Consider the following 24,405-nt stretch of genomic DNA (forward strand, 5'->3'; position numbering starts at 1 on the left):
TCTCCACTGACTCGGTGTCGGGTTATTCCGGTCGGCCTGGGGGCCGGCCGGAAGCTCAGGGGGCGCGGTGGTCCGCGCCGGTTGGCCGGCCGTCCCGCGGGGCCAGGAAGGGCAGAAAGTCCCGCCTTCCCTCCAGGGCCGCGGTCAGGGCCAGCAGGATGCCCGGCCCGCCGGTGGCCAGGTCCATCGAGACCCGGCGCAACTGGTCGCCGGGGAAGGCGAGATGGCCGTGGTAGGACAGCGCGTGCCAGTGCAGCCGTGTCAGGTGCCGCTCGACGCCGAGGCCCGGTTCCGGCTGCGGGTCGCGGGCCCGCAGCGCGGCGAGCGTGGCCAGCAGGCCCGCCCGGCCGCCGAACAGGTTCGGCTCGATGGTGAACTCCGGCTCCGCGGCGCGGACCAGCAGCGGCAGTGCCTCCGCCAGCCGCGCGTCGGCGCGGTGGGCGAGCACCTCGTCGGCGACGAGGGCGATGCCCGCGGTGCCCACCTCCAGGTAGGGCAGCAGGCGGAACCCGCCGTCCACCTGGAGCGAACCGTCCTCGCCGGTGGCGCACAGGTCGAGGTCGTGGTGCAGCGCCCGTACGGCCAGGTCGAGGTACGCCGTGTCGGACGTGTCCTCGTACAGCCGCAGCAAGAACAGGGCCGCTCCCGACCAGCCGCGCAGCAGTCCGGCCCGGCTGCCCCGGCCGGGGCCCGCCGCGATGCCCGGGGCGGTCCCGGCCGTGACGGCGGCGGCCGTCCGCTCCGCCAGGCCGAGGGCCTGGTCGCGGTGGTCGCCGCTGCCCGTGCGGGCGGCGAAGTCCAGCAGGTTCAGGCCCGCGCCCGCCGTGCCGCGGAAGAGGCTCACCTCGGTCATCGCGTCCGTGGCCGTCCGGCAGCCGTCGAGCAGGCGCCCGGCGGCCTCCAGGTGGCCGAAGCCCGCGAGGACGTGGGCGATGCCGTGTGCTCCGTCGTAGAAGCCGGGCCGCTGGGGGCGGTCGCGTTCGACGGCGTCCAGCAGCCACTGCTCGTACTCGGGGAAGCGGCCCGCACCGGCGGTGTCGAGCGCCCACAGGACGCCCGCCGCGCCGTAGGCGAAGTTGCGGCCGTCCGTCGTGAACTGCCGTACGTCGCCCGGGAAGAGCCGGTCGGCGCGCTGCGGCGTGGCGGACAGCAGGACCGCCTCGGCCAGTGACTTGCGTGCCGCGGCCCAGTTGGGCAGCGAGGTGTCCAGGCGGACGCCCAGCGGTTCGCGGAGCGCCGGGGGCACCCGGTCCAGGGCCGCCTCGCCGGGGGCGAGTTCGCGGCGCAGCGCGTCCAGGGAGCCGGCCGGCAGGGCGAACCTGCGCTCGGCCACGTCCACGTACGCCGCCGCGCGGCCCGGGTCCAGTTCGTTGAGCCCGGTGAGCGGGAAGAGCAGCCACAGGCGCAGCGCGGCCAGCGCGTGCCGGTCGATGCCGTAGCCGGTGCGTCCGGTGCCGGCGAAGCCGGGGTGGCCCATGCCGAGCCGGTCCGCCTCCCCGGCGGGGACGCACAGTTCGAAGTCGACCAGCGCGACCTCGTCGGCGTCGTCCGCCTCGGTCACCAGGATGTTCGCCGGGTGGAGGTCGCCGAAGACCATGCCGCGCTCGTGGACCCGGGCGACCAGGGCCTCGATGCGGTCGGCCAGGGCCTGCGCCCGGCGCACGTACGCGCTCAGCGCGGCGGGCTCGGGGCGGGCCTTGGTCAGCGGGTAGTGCCGGGCCAGCCAGCCCTGGAGGGTGTCGCCCTCCAGGTGCTGCACGGACAGGAAGTGGTGTTCCCACACCACCCGGTGCTCGTACAGGGCCGGGATGCCCGGCAGGCCGGCGAGGTGTTCCATGGCGCGGCGTTCGCGGTCCAGGCGGGCGACCGCGTCCAGGCCGAGTCCGTCCAGTCCGGCGTTCGGGCGGGCCTCCTTGAGGACCACCGTGCGGCCTTCGGTGTCACGGGCCTGGTAGACGCCGCCGCCGTTGGAGAAGTGCAGGGCGCGTTCGACCTTGTACGGGAAGTCCGACGGGGAGCCGGACGCCTGGCGGGCGGCGAGCTGTTCGGCGAGGAAGCCGGGCAGCTCGACCCACTCGGGCACCTCGAAGACCGGGCGGCGGCGGTCGGGGACCAGCGTGCCGTCGGGCCGTTCGATGGCGGGTACGGCGGTGCCGTCGTCGTCGGTGCAGTAGCGGGTGACGAAGCCGCCGTAGCGTACGTGCAGCGGACCGGCGCCCCACCGCAGGTCGGTGAGGATGTACGGACCGGCCGTGCCGTCCAGGCGCTCCCCCAGTTCGACGAGGGTGCGGTGCAGCTGCTCCTCGTCGGACGGGTAGATGGTCACGAGCTTGCCGCTGGACGAGCGCGGCGCGTACTTGAGGCTGTGGGTGGTCAGGACGTCCACGCCGCGCAGGAACTTGAACGGCAGGCCGTTGGCGGTGCAGTGGTCCCAGGCGGTGTCCACGACGTGCCGTGCGTTGTCCGGCAGACCGGAGATGTGGATCTTCCAGCCCTGCTGCGGCAGGGTGTGGCCGAGCGGGGTGTGGACGATCCAGACGTCCATCTCGCGGCGTTCCCAGCCCTCGGGGGCGGGAGCGTGGGTCTGCGCGAAGGCGTGCGAGTCGTCGGCGGTGTGGCGGCCGGCGATGTCGTAGAAGACCGGGTCGGCCTGGCAGAACGCCTCGGGCTGCGGTCCGGTGGTCATCGGCCCTCCTCCTTCGGCTCCTGGTCCGGACGGTTCGCGGTGGCCTGCGCGCCGGGCCAGGCGCGGACGACGAGCACCGCGTTGTGCCCGCCGAAGCCGAACGAGTTGCTGAGCACCGTGCGGACCGCGTGCTCGCGGGCCCGGTGCGGTACGTAGTCGAGGCCGGTGTCCTCGGGGTCGTCGCAGTTGACCGTCGGCGGCACAATGCCGGTACGGATCGTCTGTACGGCGGCGATCAGCTCCACGGCGCCGGCCGCGCCGATCATGTGGCCGGTCATCGACTTGAGCGAGCTGATGGGCACCCGCGGGGCGTGGTCGCCGAGAACCGCGCGGATCGCGGCGCTCTCGATGCGGTCGTTGAGCTGGGTGCTGGTGCCGTGCGCCGAGACGTGGTCGATGTCCTCGGGGCGAAGGTCCGCGTCGGCGAGCGCGTCGGTCATCGCCTGCCGGGCGGCCAGGCCGTCGGGGTGCGGGTGGGTCGAGTGGTAGGCGTCGGTGGTGGCGCCGTACCCGGCCACCTCGGCCAGGATCGTGGCGCCGCGGCGCACCGCGTGCTCGGCGTCCTCCAGGACGACGATGCCGGCGCCCGCGCCCATCACGAAGCCGTCGCGCTGCCGGTCGAAGGGCCGGCTGGCCAGCCGCGGGTCGTCGTCGCGGCGGGAGAGCGCCCCGGCGTTGGCGGCGGCGCCCAGGTCGAGCGGGTTGACCGCGTCGTCCGCGCCGCCGGCGATCGCGACGTCCGCGTAGCCGTGCCGGATCATGCGCAGCGCGTCGCCGATGCAGGTCGCACCGGTCGCGCAGGCGGTGACGGTGGCACCGGAGGCACCGCGGGCGCCGAAGCGGGCGGCGATCTCGCCGGCCGCGCTGTCCAGGGAACCGCCGGAGGCGAGGTAGGGCGTCATCCGGCGGCGGCCGTGGTCGCGCAGGTCGTGGATGGCGGCCCGCATCAGCTGGCCGGGGCCGTAGCCGGAGCCGACCAGGACGGCCGTACGGGTGGCGAGTTCCTCGCCGATCGTCAGCCCGGCCTGCTCCATCGCCTGGAGGGCGGCGGCGAGCCCGAACTGCGCGAAGCGGTCCAGGCGCCGGCTCACCTTGTTCGGCATGTACGGCTTGGGGTCGAAGTCCACGACCTCGCCGGCGAACCGGGTGGGCAGGGTGTCCACGTCGTAGCGGCTGATGGTGCGGATGCCGCTGCGCCCGGCGGTGGCGGAGGCCCAGAACTCCTCGACGGTGTGGCCGATCGGGGAGATGGTGCCGCAGCCGGTGATCACCACACGGCGCTGCGCGCCGGCGGGCCGGGTGAGGCCCGGCATCCGTGCCGCGTCCTGCGTCGGTGCCATGGTCCCGCCTCCCTTCCGTTCGCGTACGTCGTGGGTGTTCCGGTGGTGGGGCACGGGGCCCCGGTGCCGCGGACGGGGGCGGCCGTTCGGCCGGCTCGCCGTCGTCCCGTCCTGGCGACGACGAAAGATTGACACACTCTCGACTCAAGAGTCAAGAAACATGACTGACGACTTTCGGCGACCGGCGAGGGAGTCACGGTCTCGCGTTGACTGCACACAGAGATTGCTGTTCACTACCGGACTTATGGGAAGTCATGAACTTGACTCACTAGTCACGGAGTTTTGATATGCCGCGCTGGAGCACCCTGCTGCTCGACGACGCCAAGCTCGCCGAGATGCCCCGCCTGCCCCTGGACGACGTACTCCGGCACGCGGACCTCGTCACCGAGCAGCAGCCGCACCCCCAGACGCTCTACGAGCGCTGGGAGAAGCAGCAGTGGTCCGCCCAGGCCATCGAACTGGAGCCGGACCGCGAGGACTTCGACAAGCGGCTGCCGCGCTCCGCGCGCAAGGCGATCGAGGAGTCCATCGCCACCTTCATCATCGGCGAATACACCGGCCTCGACCTGCTCGGCCCCATCCTCACCGGCGCCCCCGAGGAGCGCGACCACCTCTACCTCGGCACCCAGATCGCCGACGAGACCCGGCACACCCAGCTGATGCTGCGCCTCGGCGAGGAACTGCTCGGCCTGGACCCGGACCCCAAGCGGATGCTCGTCCAGGCGTGGAACATGGTCACCCCACCGCACCGGGACCTCAGCCGCCTGGAGACCGAGGTCATCCGCGAACTCCAGGAGCACCCCTCGGACTACCGGCGCTGGCTGCGCGCCGTGGCGCTCTTCCACCTGATCACCGAGGGCGTGCTCGCCCTGGTCGGCCAGCGCGCCATCGTCAACTCGCTGCACGGGATCCCGCTGCTGGCCGGGGTGAAGGCCGGCTTCACGGCGATGGCCCGCGACGAGTCCCGGCACGTCAGCTTCGGCCTGCACGCCCTGCGCATCGGCATGAAGGAGGGCTACGGCGACGACATCCGCGAGGTCATCGAGCAGGCCGCGCCGATCGCCCTGAACATCGAGGAGGGCGGCCAGGTCGACGACGCCCCGCAGGGCCTGACCATGAAGCAGCTCGGCATCGAGAGCCTGTACCGCCAGCTCCGGCTCATCGGCGTCGAGCGGGAGTTCGCGGACCACGTCGTGGCCCTGTCCATGCCGAAGCCGGCCGCCGCCGAGGACGCCGAGCACGCCGGGTGAGCGGCCCCGCTCTCCTGAACCGCCCGGGCGCGCCGCGCGCCCACCGCACCCCCGCGCCACACCGCACACCACAGAGAGGCAACCACCATGACGCGTGAAGAGATCATCACCGGGCTCGCCGAGATCCTCAACGAGGTCGCCGACGTCGAACCCGCCGAGGTGACCGAGGAGAAGGCCTTCATCGAGGACCTGGACGTCGACTCGCTGGCCATGGTCGAGGTCATCGTCGCCGCCGAGGAGCGCTTCGGCGTCAGCCTTCCCGAGGAGGAGCTGAAGGAGCTGCGCCTGGTCTCCGACATCGTCCTCCGCATCGAGAAGCAGCTGACGGCCTGAGCGCCGCGGCGGCCCGCACCAGACCGGTGCGCCCCGCCCCTGCCCCCGAAGGGGCGGGGCGCACCTTCCAGCCAGGAGGCACCATGAGCGACCCGGCCGCGGTACGCCGGGCCCTGCGCGCGCTGTTCAGCCCGCTGGGCTGCCCCGATCCGTATCCGCACTACGCGGTGCTGCGGGAGCACGGGCCGGTCTCCCGGCTGCCGGACGGCACCGTCGTCGTCAGCCGGCACGCCGACTGCGACCGGGTGCTGCGCGATCCGCTGTTCCGGGTCGAGGACGACGCGTACCTCGCCCGTACCTGGCCCGAGGGCCGCGACCACCTCACCGTCTTCTCCCTGATGGGCGAGATGGTCAACCAGAACTCGCCGCACCACGAGCGGCTGCGCCGCCTGGTGAGCCGCGCCTTCACCCCGCGCCGGGTGGCCGGGCTGCGTCCCGCGGTGGAGAAGCTGGTCGACGGCCTGCTGGACGGCCTCGCCGAACGGGCCGCCGGGGGCGCCCCGGTGGACCTGATGGAGCACTTCGCGCTGCCGCTGCCCATCACCGTCATCGGCGAACTGCTCGGCATCCCCGAGGAGGACCGCGCCTGGTTCGCGCCACGCGTGCAGGCCGTCACCTCCGCGATCGAGCAGAATCTCGCCGGGGAGGCGCTGGAGCGCGCGGACGAGGCCACCGCGGAGCTGTGGGACCGGCTCGGCGCGCTGGCCGCCCGCCGCCAGGAGGACCCGCGCACCGACCTGATCAGCACGCTCATCGCGGTACGGGAGGAGGACGGCGACCGGCTCACCCGGCGCGAACTGCTCGCCAACCTGGTGCTGCTGTACTCCGCCGGCTACGAGACCACCAGCAACCTCATCGGCAACGGGACGGCGGTCCTGCTGGACCACCCGGAGCTGCTCGCGCGGCTGCGCGGCGAGCCGGAGCGGATCGACGCCTGGGTCGAGGAGATGCTGCGCTTCGACCCGCCCATCCAGATCGCCTCCCGCTGGACGGGCGGGGACACCGAGCTGGGCGGGGTGGCCGTCGCGCGGGACACCCAGGTGGTGGCCCTGCTGGCCAGCGCCAACCGCGACCCGTCGCGGCACGCGGACCCGGACGTCTTCCGGCCGGACCGGGCGCCGGGCGGCTCGCTCACCTTCGGCGCGGGCGCGCACTACTGCCTGGGCGCCGCGCTGGCCCGCCTGGAGGCGGCCGTCGCCTTCCCCCGGCTGCTGGCCCGCTTCCCGTCGATCGCGCACGCGGGCACCGGGGCGCCGCGCAACCGGATGACGTCCCTGCGCGGATACGCCGAGCTGCCCCTGCTCCTGTCGTGAACGGCTCCCGCCCGCGAACACGGCACCGCCGTACGGGGAGCTGGCTCGCCCGTACGGCGGTGGAAAGGGGCCGCGCGGTGGGCGGCTAGGACGACTTGGCCTTCTTCTCGCGCGGCCAGATCGTGTACGACCACGACCAGATCGTGTCGATGACCCAGATGGTCAGCCAGATGCGGCTGATCCACACCAGCGGGCCGCGGTGCTCGTCGGGCACCTCGTCCGCGGTGAACTGCCACACGATCCAGTTGGACTTCAGCGCCCACAGGATCACGTTCCCCACGAGGAACGCCGCCGTGTGGATGAGCCAGTCCCGCCGCTCCTTGCGGGCGTGCTCCTTCGGCGAGAGGGCACCGTCCTTCGACGGCGCCGCGGTGTCCTGCTTCTCCATGTCCATGGCAGTGCGGTCCTCTTCCTTGGTTTCCTGGTGCGGGTTATCGGTCGTGGCGGTGACGGCGGCCGGGGCGGCCGTCCCGCCGGTCCGGGACAAGGCGGCCGTCCTGGGCGGCTTCGGCAGCTTCAGTACGCGGATGGCGTACGGCACGACGACGGCCCCCACGACCGACCCGCCCGCCGCCACACAGCAGGCGGTGACCCAGCCCAGCTGCTCGTAGACCACGCCCATCAGCGCGGGCCCGACGACGACGCCGGACAGCCGCGCGCTCTCGTACAGGCCCATCCCCCGGCCGACGCGCTTGCCGGCGGCGGCCGCGACGGTGGCCTGTTCCACCGGGATCTGCGCGGCGAAGCAGGCGGCGGCCACCGCCCACAGGACCGCGACGGCGACCGGGGTGGCCACGAAGCCGAGCCCGGCCGCGAACAGGGCGCTCGCCAGGAACGCGACGACCATGGTCGGGGTGCGGCCGAGCCGGTCGGTGAGGTGGTGGGTGTGCTCGGGCAGCAGGATGAACACCACGAACCCGGGCGCGAAGACCATGGCGATCTCGTTGGGCGTCAGTCCCAGATCGCCTTGCAGGCGCAGCAGCAGGAGCATCCACAGCCCGGCCTCGGCGGCGGCCGTCACGGCGGACACCACCATCAGGGGGAGGAGCCGCAGGCGGGTCCTCCGGTCCCGTAGCGCGTCGTCGGTGCCGTCGGTGCCGTCGTTGTCTTCGCTTTCGTCGTCGGCCGCGGACGCGACCGCCGCTCGACCGCCCGCCTCCCGGCTGCCCGTTTCCCGGCTGCCCGTTCCCTTCAGCAGCGCGGCCGTGGCCCACACACAGGCCGCGCAGCCCAGCCAGAACAGCAGCGGATAGCCGCCGCGTTCCAGCAGGGAGAACGCCACCAGGTAGCCGATGAAGGCGCCTTGGCCCTCGGCCGACAGCAGCTTGCCGTACGCGCTGGTGTGGTTGGTGGCCCGCTGCCCGGTCCAGGCGCGCAGCCCGACCCAGAACAGCGCGCCGCCCGCGCCGCCCACCCCTGACGCGACGAACGCCAGGGGCAGGGTGTCGGCGAGGGCGTACCCGGCGAAGGACAGGGCGTACAGGAACGCGCCCGCGGCCGCGACCCGGCGCTGGTCGAAGCGGTCCGACAGTTCCCCGGCCAGCGGCCGTACGATCAGGGAGAGCACCGCCTCGACGGCGACGAGCGCGCCGACCACCGAGGCGCCCGCCTTCAGCGTCGAGCCGGCCCACAGCGGCAGCAGGAAGTCCAGCACCTCGGCGGGAGCGCTGGCGAACATGGCCGCCGACAGCACCCGGCGGCCGGCCGGGGTGCCCAGGGCGTCGGTGGGCGCGCTCACGCTTCGAGCGCCATCTTCGGAGTGATCACCTTGGTGGGGAAGGAGTTGTTGGTGATCCGGGCGAACATGTTGCGCGGGCCCGGGATCCACACCTCGTCCACCTCCGCCGTCCGCAGACCGCGCAGGATCGTCGCCCAGTGGACCGGTGTCGTCCAGCCGTCCAGCAGGTCCTGCTTGATCTCCTCGGCGTCGGTGAGCAGCCGGCCGTCCACGTCGGAGACGACCGGGATGTGCGCGGTGCGCCACTCGACGGTCCCGTACGCCTCGTCGTGCAGCCGGGTGCGCAGCCCGGCGACGGCGGAGCAGTGTTCGGCCCGGTTCATCGTGTAGAAGGGGAAGCCGCCTTCCTCGCGCACCCGTTGCTCGAAGCGTTCCAGGGTGCTCAGCGTCGCGGAGACGGCGTGCACCTCCTCGTCGAGTACCACCGACAGTTCGGCCCACTCACCGCGCTCGTGCACCTCGGCCACCAGCCGCTGCACCTTCTCGTGCGGCAGCCGGTAGAAGAAGTGGCAGCCCAGCGGCTCGGCGAGGGTGTCGAAGTAGTCCGTCTCGACGGCGACGCTGCGGCGGATCAGCCGCAGCGCGTCCGGGTAGCTGAGGGCGCCCGCCCACACCGCCGCCATGAACGCGCCGAAGCTCTGCCCGCCGCAGGCGGCCGGGCGGGCGCCGTGCTTCTCCTCGGCCCAGTCGGCGAGCGCCAGGGTCAGCGCCATGAACCCCGCCTCGAACACTTCCCATTCGTAGATCGACGCCTCGCGGTAGGCGTCCGCGAGGCGGTAGCCGAGGACCTCGTCGGCCTCGGCGAAGCGTCGTCTGGCGTGTTCGTTGGTGGTCACGAAGGGGCTGATGGCGTCGAACCGGGTGGGAATGAGCCCGGGGAAGAAGAGCGCGACGGGCATGCGGCGTCCTGTTCTGCTGGTCTCGACGAGTCGGTCGGTCTCGGCGAGTCGGTCATTCGTCCTCACGCAACGGGAAGTCTCCGGCGGGTCCGGCCATCCCGGGCGGGCTGTCGGCGAGCCGGACCCCGACCTCCACCACCGCGGCGGTTCCCGACGCGCAGTGCTGCCACGCGGCGGAAAGGACGCGGTCGAGATCGTCGGGGTTGTCAGCGCGCCAGTACTTCAGGCCGTACGCGGCCGCCAGGCCTTCGTTGCCGGTGGGCCGGTCGGCGGTGAACGCGAAGCGCGAGCCGCTGCCGGACACCCGGTCGAGGTTGGTCTGGAGCCAGCCGTACCCGCCGTTGTCGAGCACGACGTACAGCACCCCGGCGCCCGCGTCGGCGAGCGTGGGCAGTTCGCTGCGGAAGAGGTTGAAGGCGCCGTCGCCGGCCACCGAGACGACGGGGCGCCCCGGCTCGGCCAGGGCCACGCCCAGCGCGGCGGCCGCGCCGAAACCCAGCGGGGTCTGCTCGCTCGGCACGACCGAGCCGCCGCGCGCGCCGCAGGTCCAGTGCGGGTGGAAGTACGACCACATGTCCTGGAGACCGTTCTCCTGCACCAGGACGCGGTCTTCGGGGACGGCCCGGCCGAGGGCCGCGAGGACACGGCTGACCGGGACGCCGCCGCTCTCCTTCGCCGTACGGTCGGCCTGGTGGGCCCGTTCGTCGGCGCGCGCGGCGAGTGCCCGGCGCGCCTCGCTTATCCGGGCGGTCCAGGCGGCGTCCGGGGTGTGCCCGGCCAGCAGACCGGTCCAGGCGTGCACGGTGCGCTGTACGTCGCCCAGGACGCCGGCGCCGGGCCGGGCGGTCACCAGGCCGTCCTCACCGGTGACGACCTGGATCACCGGCAGCCGGTCCGCGTCCGGCCAGCCGAAGGTGGCGGTCTCCTCCAGGCGGCTGCCGAGCGCGATCACCAGGTCCGCCTCCTGCCACAGCCGGTCGGCCGGCGCGACGGTGTAGAGGCCGGAGACGCCGCAGAACAGCGGGTGGTCCTCGGCGACCGTGCCGCGCCCGGAGGCGGTGGTGAACAGGCCCGCGCCGAGGAGTTCGGCGAACGCCTCCAGCGAGCGGTCCACGTTGCGGTGCCGGGCGCCGCCGCCGACGAGCAGGAGCGGGCGCCGGGCGGCGGCGATGCGGGCGGCGGCGTCGGTCAGGACGTCGGGGTCGGGGGTGAGGCGCTGGGCCGCGGCCGGGCGCCAGGGGGCGGTGCGGGTGACCGGCTCGCCCGCGAGGTCCTCGGGTATCTCGACGTAGACCGGTCCCGGGGTGCCGTTGACGGCGATGGCCACGGCCTGGTCGAGGGCCGCGGGGAGCCGGTCGGCGCGGTCCACCCGTACCGCCCACTTGACCAGCGGGCGGACGGCGGCCAGTTGGTCCAGCTCCTGGAACGCGCCGGTGCCCAGCCGGTCCAGCGGGGTGCCCCCGGCGATCAGGACGACCGGCGCGGCGGCGGACCGGGCCTCCAGCACGCCGGTGAGGGTGTTGGTCAGGGCCGGGCCCTTGCCCACCGCGCAGATGCCGGGGCGCCCGGCGGCCAGCGCGTAACCGGTCGCCATGAACACGGCGTTGCGCTGGTCGCGGCAGATGACGAAGCGGGTGTCGGTCTCCTCCAGCGCGCCCAGCAGGTCCATGTCGTCGCCGGGCAGGCCGAAGACGGCCGTGGTGCCCAGGTGCCGCAGGTGGTCGGCGACCGCGTGCCAGGCCGTCGGGTAGGTGTGTGCGCGTTCGTTCACCGGGGGGCCTTCGGGTAGTGCTCGGCGACGGCCTTGGAGATCAGGACGGGCTCCGCCCACAGCTCCTCGCCGTCGGTGATGTAGTTGGCCATCCGGCCGAAGCCGCCGAAGGGCGCGTTGCCGTCGTCGATGGACAGCAGGGTGGTGTCGAGGGTGACGGTGGTACGGCGGCGCAGCGCGGCGACCAGGTCCGGCGCTTCGCCGTACACGCTGGAGCCCAGGGCCCGTTCGGTGAACTGGCCGGTGGTCAGTGTGGCGGCGAGGGCCTGCTCGTCGCGGTAGCCGACGACGTTGAAGACCGGCGCGAAGAACTCCGGGACCTGGGTGCGCGGGGTCACCTCGTCGCCGACGACGACGGTGGGCTCCATCCGCCGGGTGCGGAAGTCGACATGGCCGCCGTAGGCGATCCGCTCGCGGTTGCGGGCCAGGAACTGGACCGCCTCCTCCAGCGCGCCGTCGTAGAAGACCGGCCCGAAGTCGGCGTCGGGGTCGGTGTACGGGCCGTAGCGCAGGCCCTTGAGTTCGCGGACGAGACCGTCGAGGAAGGCGTCGCGCAGGTCCTCGTGCACGCAGAACAGGTCCGGGCCCAGGCAGTCCTGGCCGGCGTTGTGGACGCGGATCTCCACGGCGTCGCGCACGGCGCGCTCCACGTCGGCGCCGGGGGCGACGACGAACGGGTTGACGCCGGAGCCGAGGAACAGGAAGAGCTGCCCCGGCCCGAGCTGGGCGCGGATCTGCTCGGCGTTGTGGTACGCCCCCGTGAACACCACCACGTCGGACGGCAGGACGTGGTCGCGGACGAACTCCCGCTGGCTGGCGACGGTCAGCTCGATGGGCAGCCGGTGGTGCTCGGCCAGCAGCCGGTGCAGGCGCGCCATCTGGTCCTTGACCTGGCTGGAGGGCCGGAAGACCAGGTGGTCGGCGTAGAGCGCGGGGACGAGCAGGTACAGCGCGTACGAGTAGAGGATCACGTTGGAGGGCATGAAGACGGCCAGCCGCGGGACCCGGCCCGGCCGGTAGGCGTCCACCTCGGCGAGCGCGCCGTCGAGCGTGGCGATGGTCGCCTCGATCTCGTATCCGGCGGCGCGGTGGGTGGATATCTCACACAGCAGGTCGTGCACGTCGCCGGGGTTGTCGGCCAGCAGGTCCCGCACCGCGCGCAGCGCCGCGAGACGCCGGGCGTCCGGGGTGCCCTCGGGCACGGTGGCCGTGGCGGGCAGGACGGGAGCGGAGGTCATGCGCGGACCTCGTTTCGCTCGCCGGACCCACGCTGCCTCGGCTCGCGCCGCATGGTGCTGCGCTCACTCATGTGTCCCTCCTCGGGGCGTCGACCATAGAGGGCCAGCGTCAGCCAGCTGTCATTGTTTGTCAAGTTCAGTCATGGCCGGTGATGGAGGGGCGTGGGCGCGGTCACCGGCGGCGTCCCGGTCGATCTCGCGCAGCGCCGGGGCGGCCCAGCAGCAGACCACCACCAGCAGGTACACCCCGGCGATCAGACCGATCGCCGGGCGCAGACCGAGGGCGCCGACGGCGGCGACGGTCAGCGAGGCGCCGAGCGGCACCGCCGCGAGGCCGACCGTGTCGACCGCAGCCGTCACCCGCCCGTACTGCTCGCGCGGCACACTGCGCTGGAGCACCCCCGTACGCAGCGGGCCCACCGGCGCCGCCACCGCGCCGAGCACGGCGAGCAGCGCCGCGCCGACCGGCAGCGGGGGCAGCGAGACCAACGCCAAGATCAGGAGGCCCGCGGCGAGGCCGGTGCCGATGTAGAGGAACCGCCCGCCGACCCGGTGGCCGAAGACGGCGTAGCCGACCGTGCCCGCCACCGCGCCCAGGCCGAAGGAGGTGAGCAGGACGCCCAGGCTCGCCGCGCTGCCCAGGTGCTGGTACGCGTACGTCACCAGGACCACCCCCGCCAGACCGCTGTCCAGGGCGTTGAAGGCGGTGCCGGAGACGGCGACGGCCCGCAGCAGGCGGTGGCGGCGCAGTGTGCGCAGCCCGGAGCGCAGGTCGGCGAGGTAGGCGCCGGCCGGGCGCCGCTCGGTCGCCCGCCGGCCGGCCCGGATGCAGACGAGGATCAAGAGCGCCGCGAGGCCGCAGGCGACGGCGTCCAGGAGCAGCACACTCTGGGTGCCGAGCAACGCGACCCCCGCGCCGCCCAGCGGGGGCCCGCACAGCTGGGCGACCTGGTGGATGCCGGTGAGCAGCGCGTTGCCGCGCTCCAGCGGCATGCCCGCGGCCTCGCTCAGCTCCGGCACCAGGCCGGTGACGGCCGCGCCGCCGGGGACGTCGAGGGCGTTGGCGGCCACCACCAGGAGGGCGAGGGTGGGGAAGTCGAGTGCGTCCAGGGCGTACAGCAGCGGAATGCAGGCCGCGCCGAGGCCGCCGACCAGGTAGGCGACCACCGCCATCGTCCGGAAGCCCCAGCGGTCGACCAGGGGACCCGCCGCGAAACCGACCACCCCGGAGGTGACGGCCCCGATCGCGACCACGATCCCGGTCTGGGCCACGCTGCCGGTCGTCCTCATCACGAACCAGGGGACGGCGACGACCATCATGGCCTCGCCGAGCGAGCTGACCGCCACGGCGCCCAGCAGGGCATGGATTCCCCACCGGCGGCGTCGTGGAAATCCCAGGCTTGTCATATGAATTGACACTAGCATGACTGGGTATTGACCAGATGGGTTCTTCAAGAGCCCGTAAAGAGCCGGATACGAGCCGATGACAACGGCCCCCGCCTGGCGTCCGGACGAGTAGAGTCGCGGGTCACAGCCCGTAAGCTTGTCCATGCATCCCTTACTCAACAGCGAGCTGAACGCCGAGGAACAGCTTGACGATCGAACAGCCAGCGTTCGGAGAACGCGTCCGGGAGATCCGTCGCGCCCAGGGCCTGTCCCAGGGGGACCTCGCCGGCGACGGCGTCTCCCCCAGCTACGTCTCGTTGGTGGAGAGCGGCCGCCGCAGCCCCAGCACCAAAGCGGCCAAGGCCATCGCCGAGCGCCTCGGCATGTCCCTCGAAGAGCTGTCCGCGCCCCGGCCCGCGGACCGCGAGCGCACCCACCGCCTGGAGCTCGTCGGGCAGCTCGTCGCCGCGCGCGCGAGCCAGGCCGCCGGTGACTGGCCCGCCGCCCGGCGGCAGCTGGAGGCCGTCGCCGAGCGGGCCGCCGACAACGACCTCGACGAGGTGCGCTGGGAGGCCCGCTGGGAGCTGGCCACCGTCCTCGACCACCTCGGCGCCGCCGCCGACCGCGAGCGCGTCCTGCGCACCCTGCTCGACGACCCGCTCACCGCCGCCGCGCCGCTGCTGCGCTCCCAGGTCGCCGCCGAACTCTCCCAGCTGCACCGGCGGCAGGGCCGCCTGGCCGAGGCGGTGCGCCGCGCCGAGGACGCCCAGAGCGCCGCGGCGGACGTCGAGGCCGCCCGCCCCGCCCGGGTGCAGGCACAGGTGGCGCTGCTCTCGGCGTACGTGGAAAGCGGCGAGTGGCACCGCGCGCAGGGGCTCGCCGACACCCTGCTGGACGAGGCACCGCCCGCCGGTGCCCCGCGCCTTCGCGCGACCGCCCTGTGGGCCGCCGCGGGCGCGCGCTACCTGGACGGCCGGGCGGACGCCGCCCACGAGCTGCTGACCGAGGCCGACGAACTGCTCACGGCCACCGACGACGTACGGCAGCGCACCCGGCTGGCCCGCGCCCGTACGCTGCTGGCCCTCGCCTGCGACACCCCCGGCGCCGACGCCCTGCTGGAGCGCGTCCGCCAGGCCGCGGCGCTGCTCGCCACACCGGAGACGCTGAGCTGGCTCGCGGCGCTGGAGGCCTTGGACGCGCTGCGCACCTCCGACCGGGAGCGCGCCCGGGAGCGGGCCGGGACCATTCCCGTGGACTCCCCGGCGCTGCCCGCCCTGGACCAGGCCCGCTGCGTCCTCGTCCGGGCCCGCGCCCAGCGTGCCGCCGGGCGCGAGGAGGCCGCCGAGGCGGACTTCCGCACCGCGGCCTCCGGCTACGAGGCCGCCGGTGCGTACCGGCTGGCGATGGCGACCTGGCGCGAGCTGAGCGACCCCGGCCACCTCACCGGACCCGACCCGCACCTGGTCCTGATGCCGTAGGGGCGCGTGCGCCGTCCGGGCGCCGGCCGGTGCGTCCGGCCCGGCACCCGGACGGCGCGCGTGCCCGGCCGTCACGGCGCCACCGGCACCGGACACCGCACCCGCCACACGACGGCCTCGCTCACGGGATACGAGGCCGCGACGGAAGCGGCGGTCTCCGGATCGGTGGGCAGGTCCTGTACGTACGCGACGCCACCGGTGCCCGGGATGCCGGTCTCGGGCACCGGTATCGCGCCCTCCGGCCCCGCGCCCAGGGCGTCCACCTCGGCGGCGAGCGCCAGCCCGCCGCGGCCGGTGAGCCGCAGCGCCGCTTCCTTGCGCGTCCACCACTGGGTCAGCAGCGCCGCGCGGTGGGCGGCCGGGGCCGCTTCGGCACGGGCCCGCTCGGCGGCGCTGAAGGGCAGCCAGGCCCAGGCGTCCAGGGACGACGGCACGCTGGACACGCTCAGCGCCACCGAGGCCCCGCGGGCGCAGGCGATCAGCAGTCTTCCTTCGTCACGGCAGACCGTCAGGTCCAGCGGCCCGGCCGACAGCCGCGACCTGCCGAAGCCGTCACGAGTCGTGCGCACTTCGCACGGTGAGCAGTCCAGCAGCCAGGCCACCAGGGCGTGCAGACGCCCCGGCCACAGTCCGCACGGACAGGAGCCGGCCGCGTCGGTGAACCCGTCGTCGCCCGGCCGTGCGCACCCTCGCGCGCAGTCCGCCGCCTCGTCCAGGACCGAGAAGACATGTATCTGTCCCTCGGATATGGCGGAGGCGCTTCCCGGTTCCCAGCGCGCGCCGCGCAGCCCCGGTCCCCAGGGGGCTTCCGGACCACCCTCCGGACACAGCAGACCGGACCCGGAAACGCTCCCCCGAAATGTTGCTTGCAATGTTCCCCCGATTTTTGGATTTCGTCACGCCGCGAATACGGGGAACCGCTTCGACAAATGCGCGACGAACGGGAGGAACGCCTGGCCGCCTGGTCAGTTTGCGGCCGTCCCCCGAAACACCGCGCGGAGAGCCGAAGAGCGGACCCCGGGCGTACAAAACCGTTGGCGATTCACCTCCGTCCGCCACCTTCCGCACTGCGCGGCAGAGCAGGTCCACCGCGGGCCGCTGCGCCGGGTCAGTGGCGCCGCACCCGCTGTCACCTGCCCCAACACCCCGATGCGGAACGGTCGGCAGACTCTGCGGACCCCAAGGTAGCCAGCTCGTTCACGCGAGTCAACAGCGCTGAAAGGCACCTGACAGGACCTGACTGCACATCACAGAAAAAGCCCGCCACCGCACTTGCCGGGGTGGCCGAGACGCTGCGTTCCGGAACCGGTGGGACTGACTCCGGTCACCGCCGCGCACTAGGATGACCCACCCTCCGACCCGCCTGTACCGGGTCGCCCACGCTCCGCGACCGGAGCGGGCCGAAGGCCGTCGGAGGGGGCCGCGAGGAAGCGGCGGACGGCGGCGTTCAATTATTCCCGCATTTCTCGGCGAGCAACAGGAGGGGGTGGGTCCGGCATCGTGCAGCACGCTCAGGAGGGCGGAGCCGGCAGCTTGGCCGCCAAACTCAATTACCTATTCGAGCGCACCACGACGCCGGACGGGACCCCGCCGTCCAACCGGCAGGTGGCCGCCTCGATCAACGCGGCGGCCGGCGAGCGGATCATCTCCCACTCGTACATCTCCCTGCTGCGCAACGGGCACCGTGACAATCCCACGTTCCGGCAGCTGGCGGTCCTGGGAGAGTACTTCGACGTCAGCCCGGCCTTCTTCTTCGACCGCGACGAGATCACCGCGCGGGTCGCGGAGGGGCTGCGGTTCCTGACCTCGCTGCACACCGGCGACGTGACCGCCCCGTCGCCGCGCGCCGACGGGCTCCCCGCCGAGCTGCTCGACCACGTCACCGAGGCCATGGGGCAGATCGAGCGGAGCCGGCCGCCCGCGTCCGTACCGCCCGCCGAGCCGTCGGCTCCCTGCTAGATCATCCGTTCCCGGGACGCGCCTCTAGATCATCCGTCCCCGGAACACACCCCGGAAGCGCCCGGGGTGCCGGGCCGGCGGGTGGCCCAGATGGAGCGCCGTCCAGCGCTCGTCCTCCTCCCGCTGTTCCCGCGAGCGCCGGCAGGCGGCGGCGATACGGACGGCGGCCGAGGCCGCGAGGCCGGTGGCCGCCGTGGTGGCCAGCGCGGGCCAGGGGACGGCCAGCAGGAGGAGCACGGCGAGCGCGGCCGGGGTGGACCACAGGATCAGGCAGGAGACGGCGGCGACACGCAGGGACAGCGGGCGGTCGGGGCCCGCACGCAGGTCGAGCAGGGCGGGCAGGTACCAGACGCTGCCCGCGGCGGTCAGGACGGCGGCGCCCAGCGCCAGGACATCGTGGGACATGAGTTCCTGATTCCGGGGGACTGCGGGTGGGGACGGGGTGCGGCGGGTCAGTGACGGGACGCTTCGAGCGCCGCCACCTCGGGGTGGTGGAGGTCGAAGGCGGGGGATTCGCTGCGGATGCGGGGCAGCGAGGTGAAGTTGTGCCGGGGCGGCGGGCAGGAGGTCGCCCACTCCAGGGACCGGCTGTAGCCCCAGGGGTCGTCGGTCTCGACCTTCTTGCCGTACTTGGCGGTCTTCCACACGTTGTAGAAGAAGGGCAGGAAGGACAGGCCGAGCATGAAGGAGCCGATGGAGGACAGGGTGTTGAGGGTGGTGAAGCCGTCGGCGGCGAGGTAGTCGGCGTACCGGCGGGGCATGCCCGCGGCGCCGAGCCAGTGCTGCACGAGGAAGGTGAGGTTGAAGCCGACGGTGAGCGTCCAGAAGGTGATCTTCCCGAGGCGCTCGTCCAGCATCTTGCCGGTGAACTTGGGCCACCAGAAGTGGAACCCGGCGAACATCGCGTACACGACCGTGCCGAACAGCGTGTAGTGGAAGTGCGCGACGACGAAGTAGGTGTCGGAGACGTGGAAGTCCATCGGCGGGGAGGCCAGGATGACGCCGGTCAGGCCGCCGAAGACGAAGGTGATCAGGAAGCCGGTGGCCCAGAGCATCGGGGCCTCGAAGGACAGTGAGCCCTTCCACATGGTGCCGATCCAGTTGAAGAACTTCACCCCGGTCGGCACCGCGATCAGGAACGTCATGAAGGCGAAGAAGGGCAGCAGCACACCGCCGGTCACATACATGTGGTGCGCCCACACGGTGATGGACAGGCCCGCGATGGAGATGGTCGCCGCGATCAGGCCGATGTAGCCGAACATGGGCTTGCGGGAGAAGACCGGGATGACCTCGGAGATGATGCCGAAGAACGGCAGCGCGAGGACGTAGACCTCGGGGTGGCCGAAGAACCAGAAGAGGTGCTGCCACAGCAGCGCGCCGCCGTTGGCCGCGTCGAAGATGTGCGAACCGAACTTGCGGTCCATCTCCAGGGCGAACAGCGCGGCGGCCAGCACCGGGAAGACCATCAGGATCAGCAGCGCGGTCAGCAGCACGTTCCAGGTGAAGATCGGCATCCGGAACATCGTCATGCCGGGGGCGCGCATGCAGATGATGGTGGTGATGAAGTTGACCGCGCCCAGGATGGAGCCGAAGCCGGAGAGCGCCACGCCCATGATCCACATATCGGCGCCGACGCCGGGCGAGTGCACCGCGTCCGACAGCGGCGCGTAGGCGAACCAGCCGAAGTCGGCGGCGCCCTGCGGGGTGAGGAAGCCGGCCGCCGCGATCAGCGAGCCGAACAGGAACAGCCAGTAGGCGAGCATGTTCAGCCGCGGGAAGGCGACGTCGGGGGCGCCGATCTGGAGCGGCATCAGCCAGTTCGCGAAGCCGGTGAACAGCGGCATGGCGAACAGCAGCAGCATCACCGAGCCGTGCATCGTGAACGCCTGGTTGAACTGCTCGTTGGACATGATCTGCGTGCCGGGCCGGGCGAGCTCGGCGCGCATCAGGAGGGCCATCAGGCCGCCCACGAGGAAGAACACGAAGGCGGTGACGAGGTACAGCGTCCCGATCTTCTTGTGGTCGGTGGTGGTCAGCCACTCCACCGGGATGCGGCGGCGTACGGGGTAGGAGCCCGGGGAGGCGTGCGGGACGTCGGTGGCGGGGCCGGTGGTCGCCCCGGCCCCGCCGTCGTGCCCGTCCACCGTCCGGTGACCGCCCGGCTCGGTGACGGGCCGGTCCGGGGCGCCGGAGCCGCCGTGCGTCCCGGAGTCTTTCTCTGTGCGTGTATCCGATCCGTCCACCGGGCTGTGTCCTTCAATTCTGGCGCATGAACTCAACGGGCCGGGAAGAGCCTTCAGCACGGGGGAGAGACCCGGCTCTTCCCGGCCACATCAGCATCGGACGCGGCACGGGTGGTGCCATAGGGCCGTGCGGGCCGGGACGGCGGCCGACGGTCCCCGGCGCGGACGGCCGGCCGGGGGGCCGAACGGGGCGGGGAGCGGGGGCCTTTGACCGGCGGGAGCGGCTCTTGGCCGGAGGGGCGGGCCTTGGCCGGAGGGGCGGATCGTTGCCGGAGGGGCGGGCCGTTGCCGGAGGGGCGGGCCGTTGCCGTACGGCGATGCGGTGGTGCGGCTGTGCGACTGTGCGGCTGTGCGACTGTGCGGCTGTGCGGTGGTACGGCTGCACGGCTCTGCGGTGGTACGGCTGCACGGCTCTGCGGTGGTACGGCTGCACGGCTGAACGGCTGTACGGAAACGGCGCGGAACGGACCCGTGTCCGCCCCGCGCCGTCGGCGCGCTCGGCCCCTACCGGCCGCCGCGCTGGAGCTCCTGCTGTCCCCGGATGCGCCCGGCGATCACCGCGGCCTGCACGCGCCGCCCGACACCCAGCTTGGAGAGGATCGTGGAGATGCGGTTCTTCACCGTCTTCTCCGCAAGGAACAGCCGGTCGGCGATCTCACGGTTGGTCAGGCCCTCGCCGATCAGCTCCAGGATCTCGCGCTCGCGGGGCGCCAGCCGGTCCAGCTCGGACTGCGGTGAGGTGTCGGCCTGTTGCGGGGCGCGCAGGCGCGCCATCACGCGGGACGCCGTGCGCGGGTCCAGCATCGACTTGCCGGCCGCCACCGTCCGTACCGCGTTCACCAGGTCGGAGCCGTTGATCTGCTTGAGGACGTAACCGGCCGCGCCCGCCATGATGGCGTCGAACAGCGCCTCGTCGTCGTCGAAGGACGTGAGCATCAGGCAGGCCAGGTCGGGCATCCGGGCGCGCAGTTCGCGGCAGACCTCGATGCCCTCGTGGTCGCCGTTCGCCGACTCGCCGCGCTCCCCCAGCCGTACGTCGAGCACCGCGACCTGCGGCCGTACGGCGGGCACCCGGGCCAGGGCCTCGGCCCCGCTGGACGCCTCCCCCACGACTTCGATGCCGTCCTCGGCGTCGAGGAGGTCGCGCACGCCCCGGCGGACCACCTCGTGGTCGTCGAGGATGAACACGCGCAGGGGCGGCGCGTCGGGTCCGGTGGGCCCGATGGGCCCGGGATGCTGGTTCATTCGGCTCTCGTTCTGTCGGCCGGGGTCGCGTACGAGGGGGTGCGCACGGCATCACACACCCGCGGGACGATCTTCCGCGAGGGCCGGAAGTCCTGGGGGAATAGGGCCGTTCGGTCACCTTTGCCCAGTGCCATACTGACGCGCCCCATCCCCTTCAGGAGGTCCGTTCATGCCACGCCTCGCGTCGTATGCCCGCAACCCCCGACCGCACAGCGCCATCCCGGTCCTCCCGGCCTCCCCCGCCGCCCCCGCTTCCCGCGCCGCTTCCCGCACCGCTTCCGCCCCCGCTTCCCTCACCGGTCAGGCCGTACGCTCATGAGCACCGTCAACGACGATTACCACGCCCTGCTCGCCCGCCACGAGGCCATGCGGCTGCGGCGGCGCATCCTGTCCCCGGGGTCCGAGCCGGCCGCTCCGCAGGGGTTCGCGGCCGGCCGGGCGGGCGGTGCTCCCCGCGCCATCGGCCGGTCCTCGGACGCCGCCGGCCCCGGCCCGTCGCCCCACGGCGCGGCGGACTTCGACCCCGCGACCTACGACGGCACCGCCGACCAGCGGGTCATCACCGAGTACCTGGAACTCGTGACCCCCTTCGGCGAGCTGATCACCCATCTCTACGACACGATGTTCCGGCGCTGGCCCTATCTGCGGTCGCTGTTCCCGGAGTCGATGGAATTCCAGCGCGCCCATCTGGCGCGTGCCTTCTGGTACTTGATCGAGAATCTCCACCGCCCGGACGACATCGCGGAGGTCTTCGGGCGGCTGGGCCGCGACCACCGCAAGCTCGGGGTGCGGCCGGTGCACTTCCAGGCGTTCGAGGCCGCGCTGTGCGAGGCGCTCCGCCGTACGGCGGGCCCGCGCTGGGCCGACGCCGTCGAGCAGGCCTGGGTGCGGATGCTGCGGTTCGCCGTCGCGGCCATGGTCAGCGGCGCCGAGGCGGCCCTCGCCGAACCGCCGTACTGGCAGGCCGAGGTGACCGCGCACGAGCTGCGCCGCCCGGACCTGGCGGTGCTGCGCGTGCGCACGAACGAGCCGTACCCGTACCGCGCGGGCCAGTTCGCGGCCCTGGAGTCGCCGCTGCTGCCGCAGGCGTGGCGGCAGTACTCGATCGCCTGCGCGCCCCGGCCCGACGGCGAGCTGGAGTTCCACGTGCGGCAGTCGTGCGCGGGCGGCGTCAGCGAAGCCCTGGTGGCGCACACGCGGGCCGGTGACACGCTGCGCGTCGGCCCGGCGCGCGGGTCGATGACGCTGGACGACGAGCTGGCGAGCGACCTGGTCCTGGTGGCGGCCGACACCGGCTGGGCGCCGGTGAAGGCGCTGCTGGAGGACCTGTCCGCGCGGCGCCGGCACCGGAGCGTACGGCTGTTCCTCGGCGCGCACAGCTTCGCCGACCTGTACGACGCGGGCCCGCCGTCCGAGCTGGAGCGGCGGCGGCCCTGGCTGCGGGTGACGCCCGTGATCGGGCGGCGGCCCGGCACCGGCGCCGCCTTCGGCCGGGGGGAGGACGGCTACGACGCGCTGGCCGATGCCGTGGCCGAGGCCGTGGCGCGGCACGGCGACTGGTCCGGGCACCAGGCGTACGTCAGCGGTCCGACCGCGGTGGTCGAGGCGACCGTGACCCGGCTGACCGCCGCGGGAATGCCGCCCGGCAGCATCCGGCACGACCCGCTTTCGGACATCCTGCGTCCGTCGTCGCGCGGCATGGCGGGCGGCGCGGCGGGCGGCACGGGGGCGCCGACGGCAGCGAGCACGGCGTTCGAAGGAGTCGAGTCATGAACGTGCCGACGACCGCGTCCGCGGTAGGGGACGGTTCGGCGTACCGGGCAGCCGATATCACCGGTACCGCTCGAACCACCCGAACCACCCGAATCGCCCGAACCAACGGAACCGCCAGGCCCGCCACGGCGCCCGGGGCCCAGGACTCCGCCGGGTCCACAGGCACCGGGCGGGCGCTCGCGCGGCATGTCGTCGTCATCGGCGGCGGCATCGCGGGCCTCGCCGCCGCCCACCGGCTCACCGGCGCGGGTCTGCGCGTGACGCTGCTGGAGTCCACCGGCCGGCTCGGCGGCAAGCTGCGTTCGGGCGAGATCGCCGGGACGCCGGTCGACCTGGGCGCCGAGGCGCTGCGGGTGCCCCGGCCGGAAGCGGTGGACCTGGCGCGGGAGGTGGGCCTCGGCGACCGGCTGCGGGTCCCGGCCGCGACGGACGCCGCGCTGTGGACGCGGGGCGGGCTGCGGCCGATCCCGAGCTGCCGCGGGCGGGACGTCCTCGGCCGGGCCCGGACGGCCGACACGTACGAGGTGTCGCTGCGGGCCGCCGTGCCGCAGTTGTTCGAGGCGGCGCGGCACGACGGCGCGCTGCTGACCGGCGTACGGCGGGTACGCCGGCGGACGGCCGAACAGCAGCGGCGCCTGGCCGAACAGCGCAACGCGGAGGAGCGGCGCCGCGCCGCGGCTCGGGAGATCGCCGAGGAGCGGCGGCTCGCGGAGCAGCGGCGGATCGCCGACCGGCCGCGCTCGGGGCCGTTCATCCCGCGCCCCCGCCCCGAGTTCGCCCGCACGGGCCCGGCGACGGGCAGGCCCCCGGGGAACGCCTCGGGTAGCGCCTCGGGCACCGCCCACACCATCCCCGACCTGTCCCGCGGCGGCCCCGACTACCTGGGCCTGGACGGCGGCGCGGGCACTCTGGCGGGCGCCGTGGCCGATGCCGTACGCGCCGCCGGCGGGGCGATCCTGCGCAACACCCCGGCCCTCGCGCTGACCCGTACCGCGTACGGCTGGGAGGTGCGGACCGCGGCCCGCACCCTGCTGTGCGACGGCATCGTGCTGGCGACGCCGGCGTGGTCGGCGGCCACCCTGCTCGCCGCCGAGGCGCCGCTGGCGGCGGCCGAACTGTCCGAGGTCGCGTACGCGTCGATGGCGCTGGTCACGATGGCGTTCCGGCGCTCGGACCTGGCGGGGCTGACCGCGTTCGACGGCCGGTGCGGCTTCCTCGTACCGCCGGGGGACGGGCACACCATCAAGGCGTCCACGTTCCTGACGCGCAAGTGGGACTGGCTGTCGGAGCGGGCCAAGGACCTCTTCGTCCTGCGCACCTCGATCGGCCGGTACGGCCAGGAGGAGGTCCTGTACTTGGACGACGCCGACCTGGTGGCCGCCGCGCTGCGCGACCTGGGCGAGGCCACCGGGCTGGCCGCGCGGCCGGTGGCGACGGACGTGACGCGCTGGATCGGCGGCCTGCCGCACTACGCGGTCGGGCACCCGGCCCGCGTGACGCGGGTCCGCAACGGCCTGTCCCGGCTGCCGGGCCTGCGACTGTGCGGCGCCGCGTACGACGGGGTGGGCGTCGCCGACTGCGTGGCGAGCGGCCAGCGCGCGGCGGACGAACTCATCGCCACGACAGCAGCCTGAAGGCGACGGGCGCGCCCGCGCCGCGCCCGCGCTGCGCCCGCGCTGCGCTCGCGCGCGGCCGGAACGCGCCCTCATCCGCACCACCCGCCGCCTCACCCCCACGCGTCACCTCACCCATC

The 24,405-nt window shown here is 73.5% G+C and carries 18 protein-coding genes; 7 read left to right on the top strand and 11 right to left on the bottom strand.

Annotation, left to right across the window (positions count from 1 at the left end):
- Positions 1-55: 55 nt before the first annotated feature.
- On the bottom strand, positions 56-2,686 hold the full coding sequence (lanKC, locus tag CP973_RS38370) for a class III lanthionine synthetase LanKC (RefSeq protein WP_150249355.1): 2,631 nt from the start codon (positions 2,684-2,686) through the stop codon (positions 56-58).
- Entirely contained in the window at positions 2,683-4,026 is a 1,344-nt protein-coding gene (gene fabF / locus CP973_RS38375) for a beta-ketoacyl-ACP synthase II (RefSeq protein WP_150249358.1), read from the bottom strand. Before fabF ends, lanKC begins: the two co-directional genes overlap by 4 nt.
- Before the next feature lie 287 nt (positions 4,027-4,313).
- Between fabF and CP973_RS38380 the strand changes: the two genes are divergently transcribed.
- The 3 genes from CP973_RS38380 (at position 4,314) to CP973_RS38390 (ending at position 6,922) form a co-directional block, all read left to right on the top strand.
- On the top strand, positions 4,314-5,276 hold the full coding sequence (locus CP973_RS38380; RefSeq protein ID WP_150249362.1) for a ribonucleotide-diphosphate reductase subunit beta: 963 nt from the start codon (positions 4,314-4,316) through the stop codon (positions 5,274-5,276).
- 87 nt (positions 5,277-5,363) lie between these two features.
- Positions 5,364-5,609, top strand: a complete 246-nt coding sequence (locus tag CP973_RS38385; protein ID WP_150249365.1) for an acyl carrier protein — start codon at positions 5,364-5,366, stop codon at positions 5,607-5,609.
- A gap of 83 nt (positions 5,610-5,692) precedes the next feature.
- Entirely contained in the window at positions 5,693-6,922 is a 1,230-nt protein-coding gene (locus tag CP973_RS38390) for a cytochrome P450 (protein WP_150249368.1), read from the top strand.
- An 85-nt stretch (positions 6,923-7,007) separates the two neighbouring features.
- On the opposite strand, the gene CP973_RS38395 is transcribed toward CP973_RS38390, so the two are convergent.
- The 5 genes from CP973_RS38395 to CP973_RS38415 form a co-directional block, all read right to left on the bottom strand.
- Positions 7,008-8,660 (bottom strand): MFS transporter, encoded by a 1,653-nt coding sequence (locus CP973_RS38395; RefSeq protein ID WP_208853381.1) that lies wholly within the window; start codon positions 8,658-8,660, stop codon positions 7,008-7,010.
- Complete coding sequence (locus CP973_RS38400) at positions 8,657-9,559, bottom strand: ACP S-malonyltransferase (RefSeq protein WP_150249372.1); 903 nt, start codon at positions 9,557-9,559, stop codon at positions 8,657-8,659. Before CP973_RS38400 ends, CP973_RS38395 begins: the two co-directional genes overlap by 4 nt.
- Before the next feature lie 52 nt (positions 9,560-9,611).
- A complete protein-coding gene (locus tag CP973_RS38405) occupies positions 9,612-11,330 on the bottom strand; it encodes a thiamine pyrophosphate-binding protein (protein ID WP_150249376.1) in 1,719 nt (572 codons plus the stop codon).
- Positions 11,327-12,568, bottom strand: coding sequence for an aldehyde dehydrogenase family protein (locus CP973_RS38410; RefSeq protein WP_150249379.1), 1,242 nt, complete (start codon positions 12,566-12,568; stop codon positions 11,327-11,329). The genes CP973_RS38405 and CP973_RS38410 overlap by 4 nt, the downstream gene beginning before the upstream one ends.
- Before the next feature lie 120 nt (positions 12,569-12,688).
- On the bottom strand, positions 12,689-13,915 hold the full coding sequence (locus tag CP973_RS38415; protein ID WP_167538597.1) for an MFS transporter: 1,227 nt from the start codon (positions 13,913-13,915) through the stop codon (positions 12,689-12,691).
- A 245-nt stretch (positions 13,916-14,160) separates the two neighbouring features.
- On the opposite strand from CP973_RS38415, the gene CP973_RS38420 reads away from it, so the two are divergent.
- Positions 14,161-15,432, top strand: a complete 1,272-nt coding sequence (locus CP973_RS38420) for a helix-turn-helix domain-containing protein (protein WP_150249387.1) — start codon at positions 14,161-14,163, stop codon at positions 15,430-15,432.
- Between the two features lie 71 nt (positions 15,433-15,503).
- Here CP973_RS38420 and CP973_RS38425 read toward each other — a convergent pair whose 3' ends face one another.
- Positions 15,504-16,001: a hypothetical protein gene (locus CP973_RS38425; RefSeq protein ID WP_150249390.1), complete on the bottom strand. Its 498-nt coding sequence runs from the start codon at positions 15,999-16,001 to the stop codon at positions 15,504-15,506.
- Between the two features lie 964 nt (positions 16,002-16,965).
- On the opposite strand from CP973_RS38425, the gene CP973_RS38430 reads away from it, so the two are divergent.
- Entirely contained in the window at positions 16,966-17,391 is a 426-nt protein-coding gene (locus tag CP973_RS38430) for an XRE family transcriptional regulator (protein ID WP_150249393.1), read from the top strand.
- A 24-nt stretch (positions 17,392-17,415) separates the two neighbouring features.
- Here the strand turns inward: CP973_RS38430 and CP973_RS38435 are convergent, their stop codons facing one another.
- From CP973_RS38435 to CP973_RS38445, 3 genes are all read right to left on the bottom strand, one after another.
- Positions 17,416-17,796 carry a hypothetical protein gene (locus CP973_RS38435; RefSeq protein ID WP_150249396.1) on the bottom strand — a complete coding sequence of 127 codons (381 nt, stop codon included), beginning with the start codon at positions 17,794-17,796 and terminating at the stop codon, positions 17,416-17,418.
- Positions 17,797-17,843: 47 nt separating this feature from the next.
- Positions 17,844-19,535, bottom strand: coding sequence for an aa3-type cytochrome oxidase subunit I (gene ctaD / locus CP973_RS38440; protein ID WP_425282084.1), 1,692 nt, complete (start codon positions 19,533-19,535; stop codon positions 17,844-17,846).
- A 603-nt stretch (positions 19,536-20,138) separates the two neighbouring features.
- On the bottom strand, positions 20,139-20,879 hold the full coding sequence (locus CP973_RS38445; protein ID WP_150249403.1) for a response regulator: 741 nt from the start codon (positions 20,877-20,879) through the stop codon (positions 20,139-20,141).
- A gap of 315 nt (positions 20,880-21,194) precedes the next feature.
- Here CP973_RS38445 and CP973_RS38450 point away from each other — a divergent pair, with 315 nt between their 5' ends.
- Both CP973_RS38450 and CP973_RS38455 read left to right on the top strand, forming a co-directional pair.
- Complete coding sequence (locus CP973_RS38450) at positions 21,195-22,652, top strand: globin domain-containing protein (RefSeq protein ID WP_150249407.1); 1,458 nt, start codon at positions 21,195-21,197, stop codon at positions 22,650-22,652.
- On the top strand, positions 22,649-24,286 hold the full coding sequence (locus tag CP973_RS38455; RefSeq protein WP_150249410.1) for a protoporphyrinogen/coproporphyrinogen oxidase: 1,638 nt from the start codon (positions 22,649-22,651) through the stop codon (positions 24,284-24,286). Before CP973_RS38450 ends, CP973_RS38455 begins: the two co-directional genes overlap by 4 nt.
- The last annotated feature ends 119 nt before the right edge of the window (positions 24,287-24,405 follow it).

Origin of the sequence: Streptomyces albofaciens JCM 4342 (assembly GCF_008634025.1) — a bacterium.
GTDB classification, from domain to species: Bacteria; Actinomycetota; Actinomycetes; order Streptomycetales; family Streptomycetaceae; genus Streptomyces; species Streptomyces albofaciens.

What these genes read in the sequence shown, in the direction of transcription:
- lanKC (WP_150249355.1), bottom strand. Translation starts at nt 2,686, where the DNA reads ATGACCACCGGACCGCAGCCCGAGGCGTTCTGCCAGGCCGACCCGGTC.
- fabF (WP_150249358.1), bottom strand. Translation starts at nt 4,026, where the DNA reads ATGGCACCGACGCAGGACGCGGCACGGATGCCGGGCCTCACCCGGCCC.
- CP973_RS38380 (WP_150249362.1), top strand. Translation starts at nt 4,314, where the DNA reads ATGCCGCGCTGGAGCACCCTGCTGCTCGACGACGCCAAGCTCGCCGAG.
- CP973_RS38385 (WP_150249365.1), top strand. Translation starts at nt 5,364, where the DNA reads ATGACGCGTGAAGAGATCATCACCGGGCTCGCCGAGATCCTCAACGAG.
- CP973_RS38390 (WP_150249368.1), top strand. Translation starts at nt 5,693, where the DNA reads ATGAGCGACCCGGCCGCGGTACGCCGGGCCCTGCGCGCGCTGTTCAGC.
- CP973_RS38400 (WP_150249372.1), bottom strand. Translation starts at nt 9,559, where the DNA reads ATGCCCGTCGCGCTCTTCTTCCCCGGGCTCATTCCCACCCGGTTCGAC.
- CP973_RS38410 (WP_150249379.1), bottom strand. Translation starts at nt 12,568, where the DNA reads ATGACCTCCGCTCCCGTCCTGCCCGCCACGGCCACCGTGCCCGAGGGC.
- CP973_RS38435 (WP_150249396.1), bottom strand. Translation starts at nt 17,796, where the DNA reads ATGTCCCACGATGTCCTGGCGCTGGGCGCCGCCGTCCTGACCGCCGCG.
- CP973_RS38445 (WP_150249403.1), bottom strand. Translation starts at nt 20,879, where the DNA reads ATGAACCAGCATCCCGGGCCCATCGGGCCCACCGGACCCGACGCGCCG.
- CP973_RS38450 (WP_150249407.1), top strand. Translation starts at nt 21,195, where the DNA reads ATGAGCACCGTCAACGACGATTACCACGCCCTGCTCGCCCGCCACGAG.
- CP973_RS38455 (WP_150249410.1), top strand. Translation starts at nt 22,649, where the DNA reads ATGAACGTGCCGACGACCGCGTCCGCGGTAGGGGACGGTTCGGCGTAC.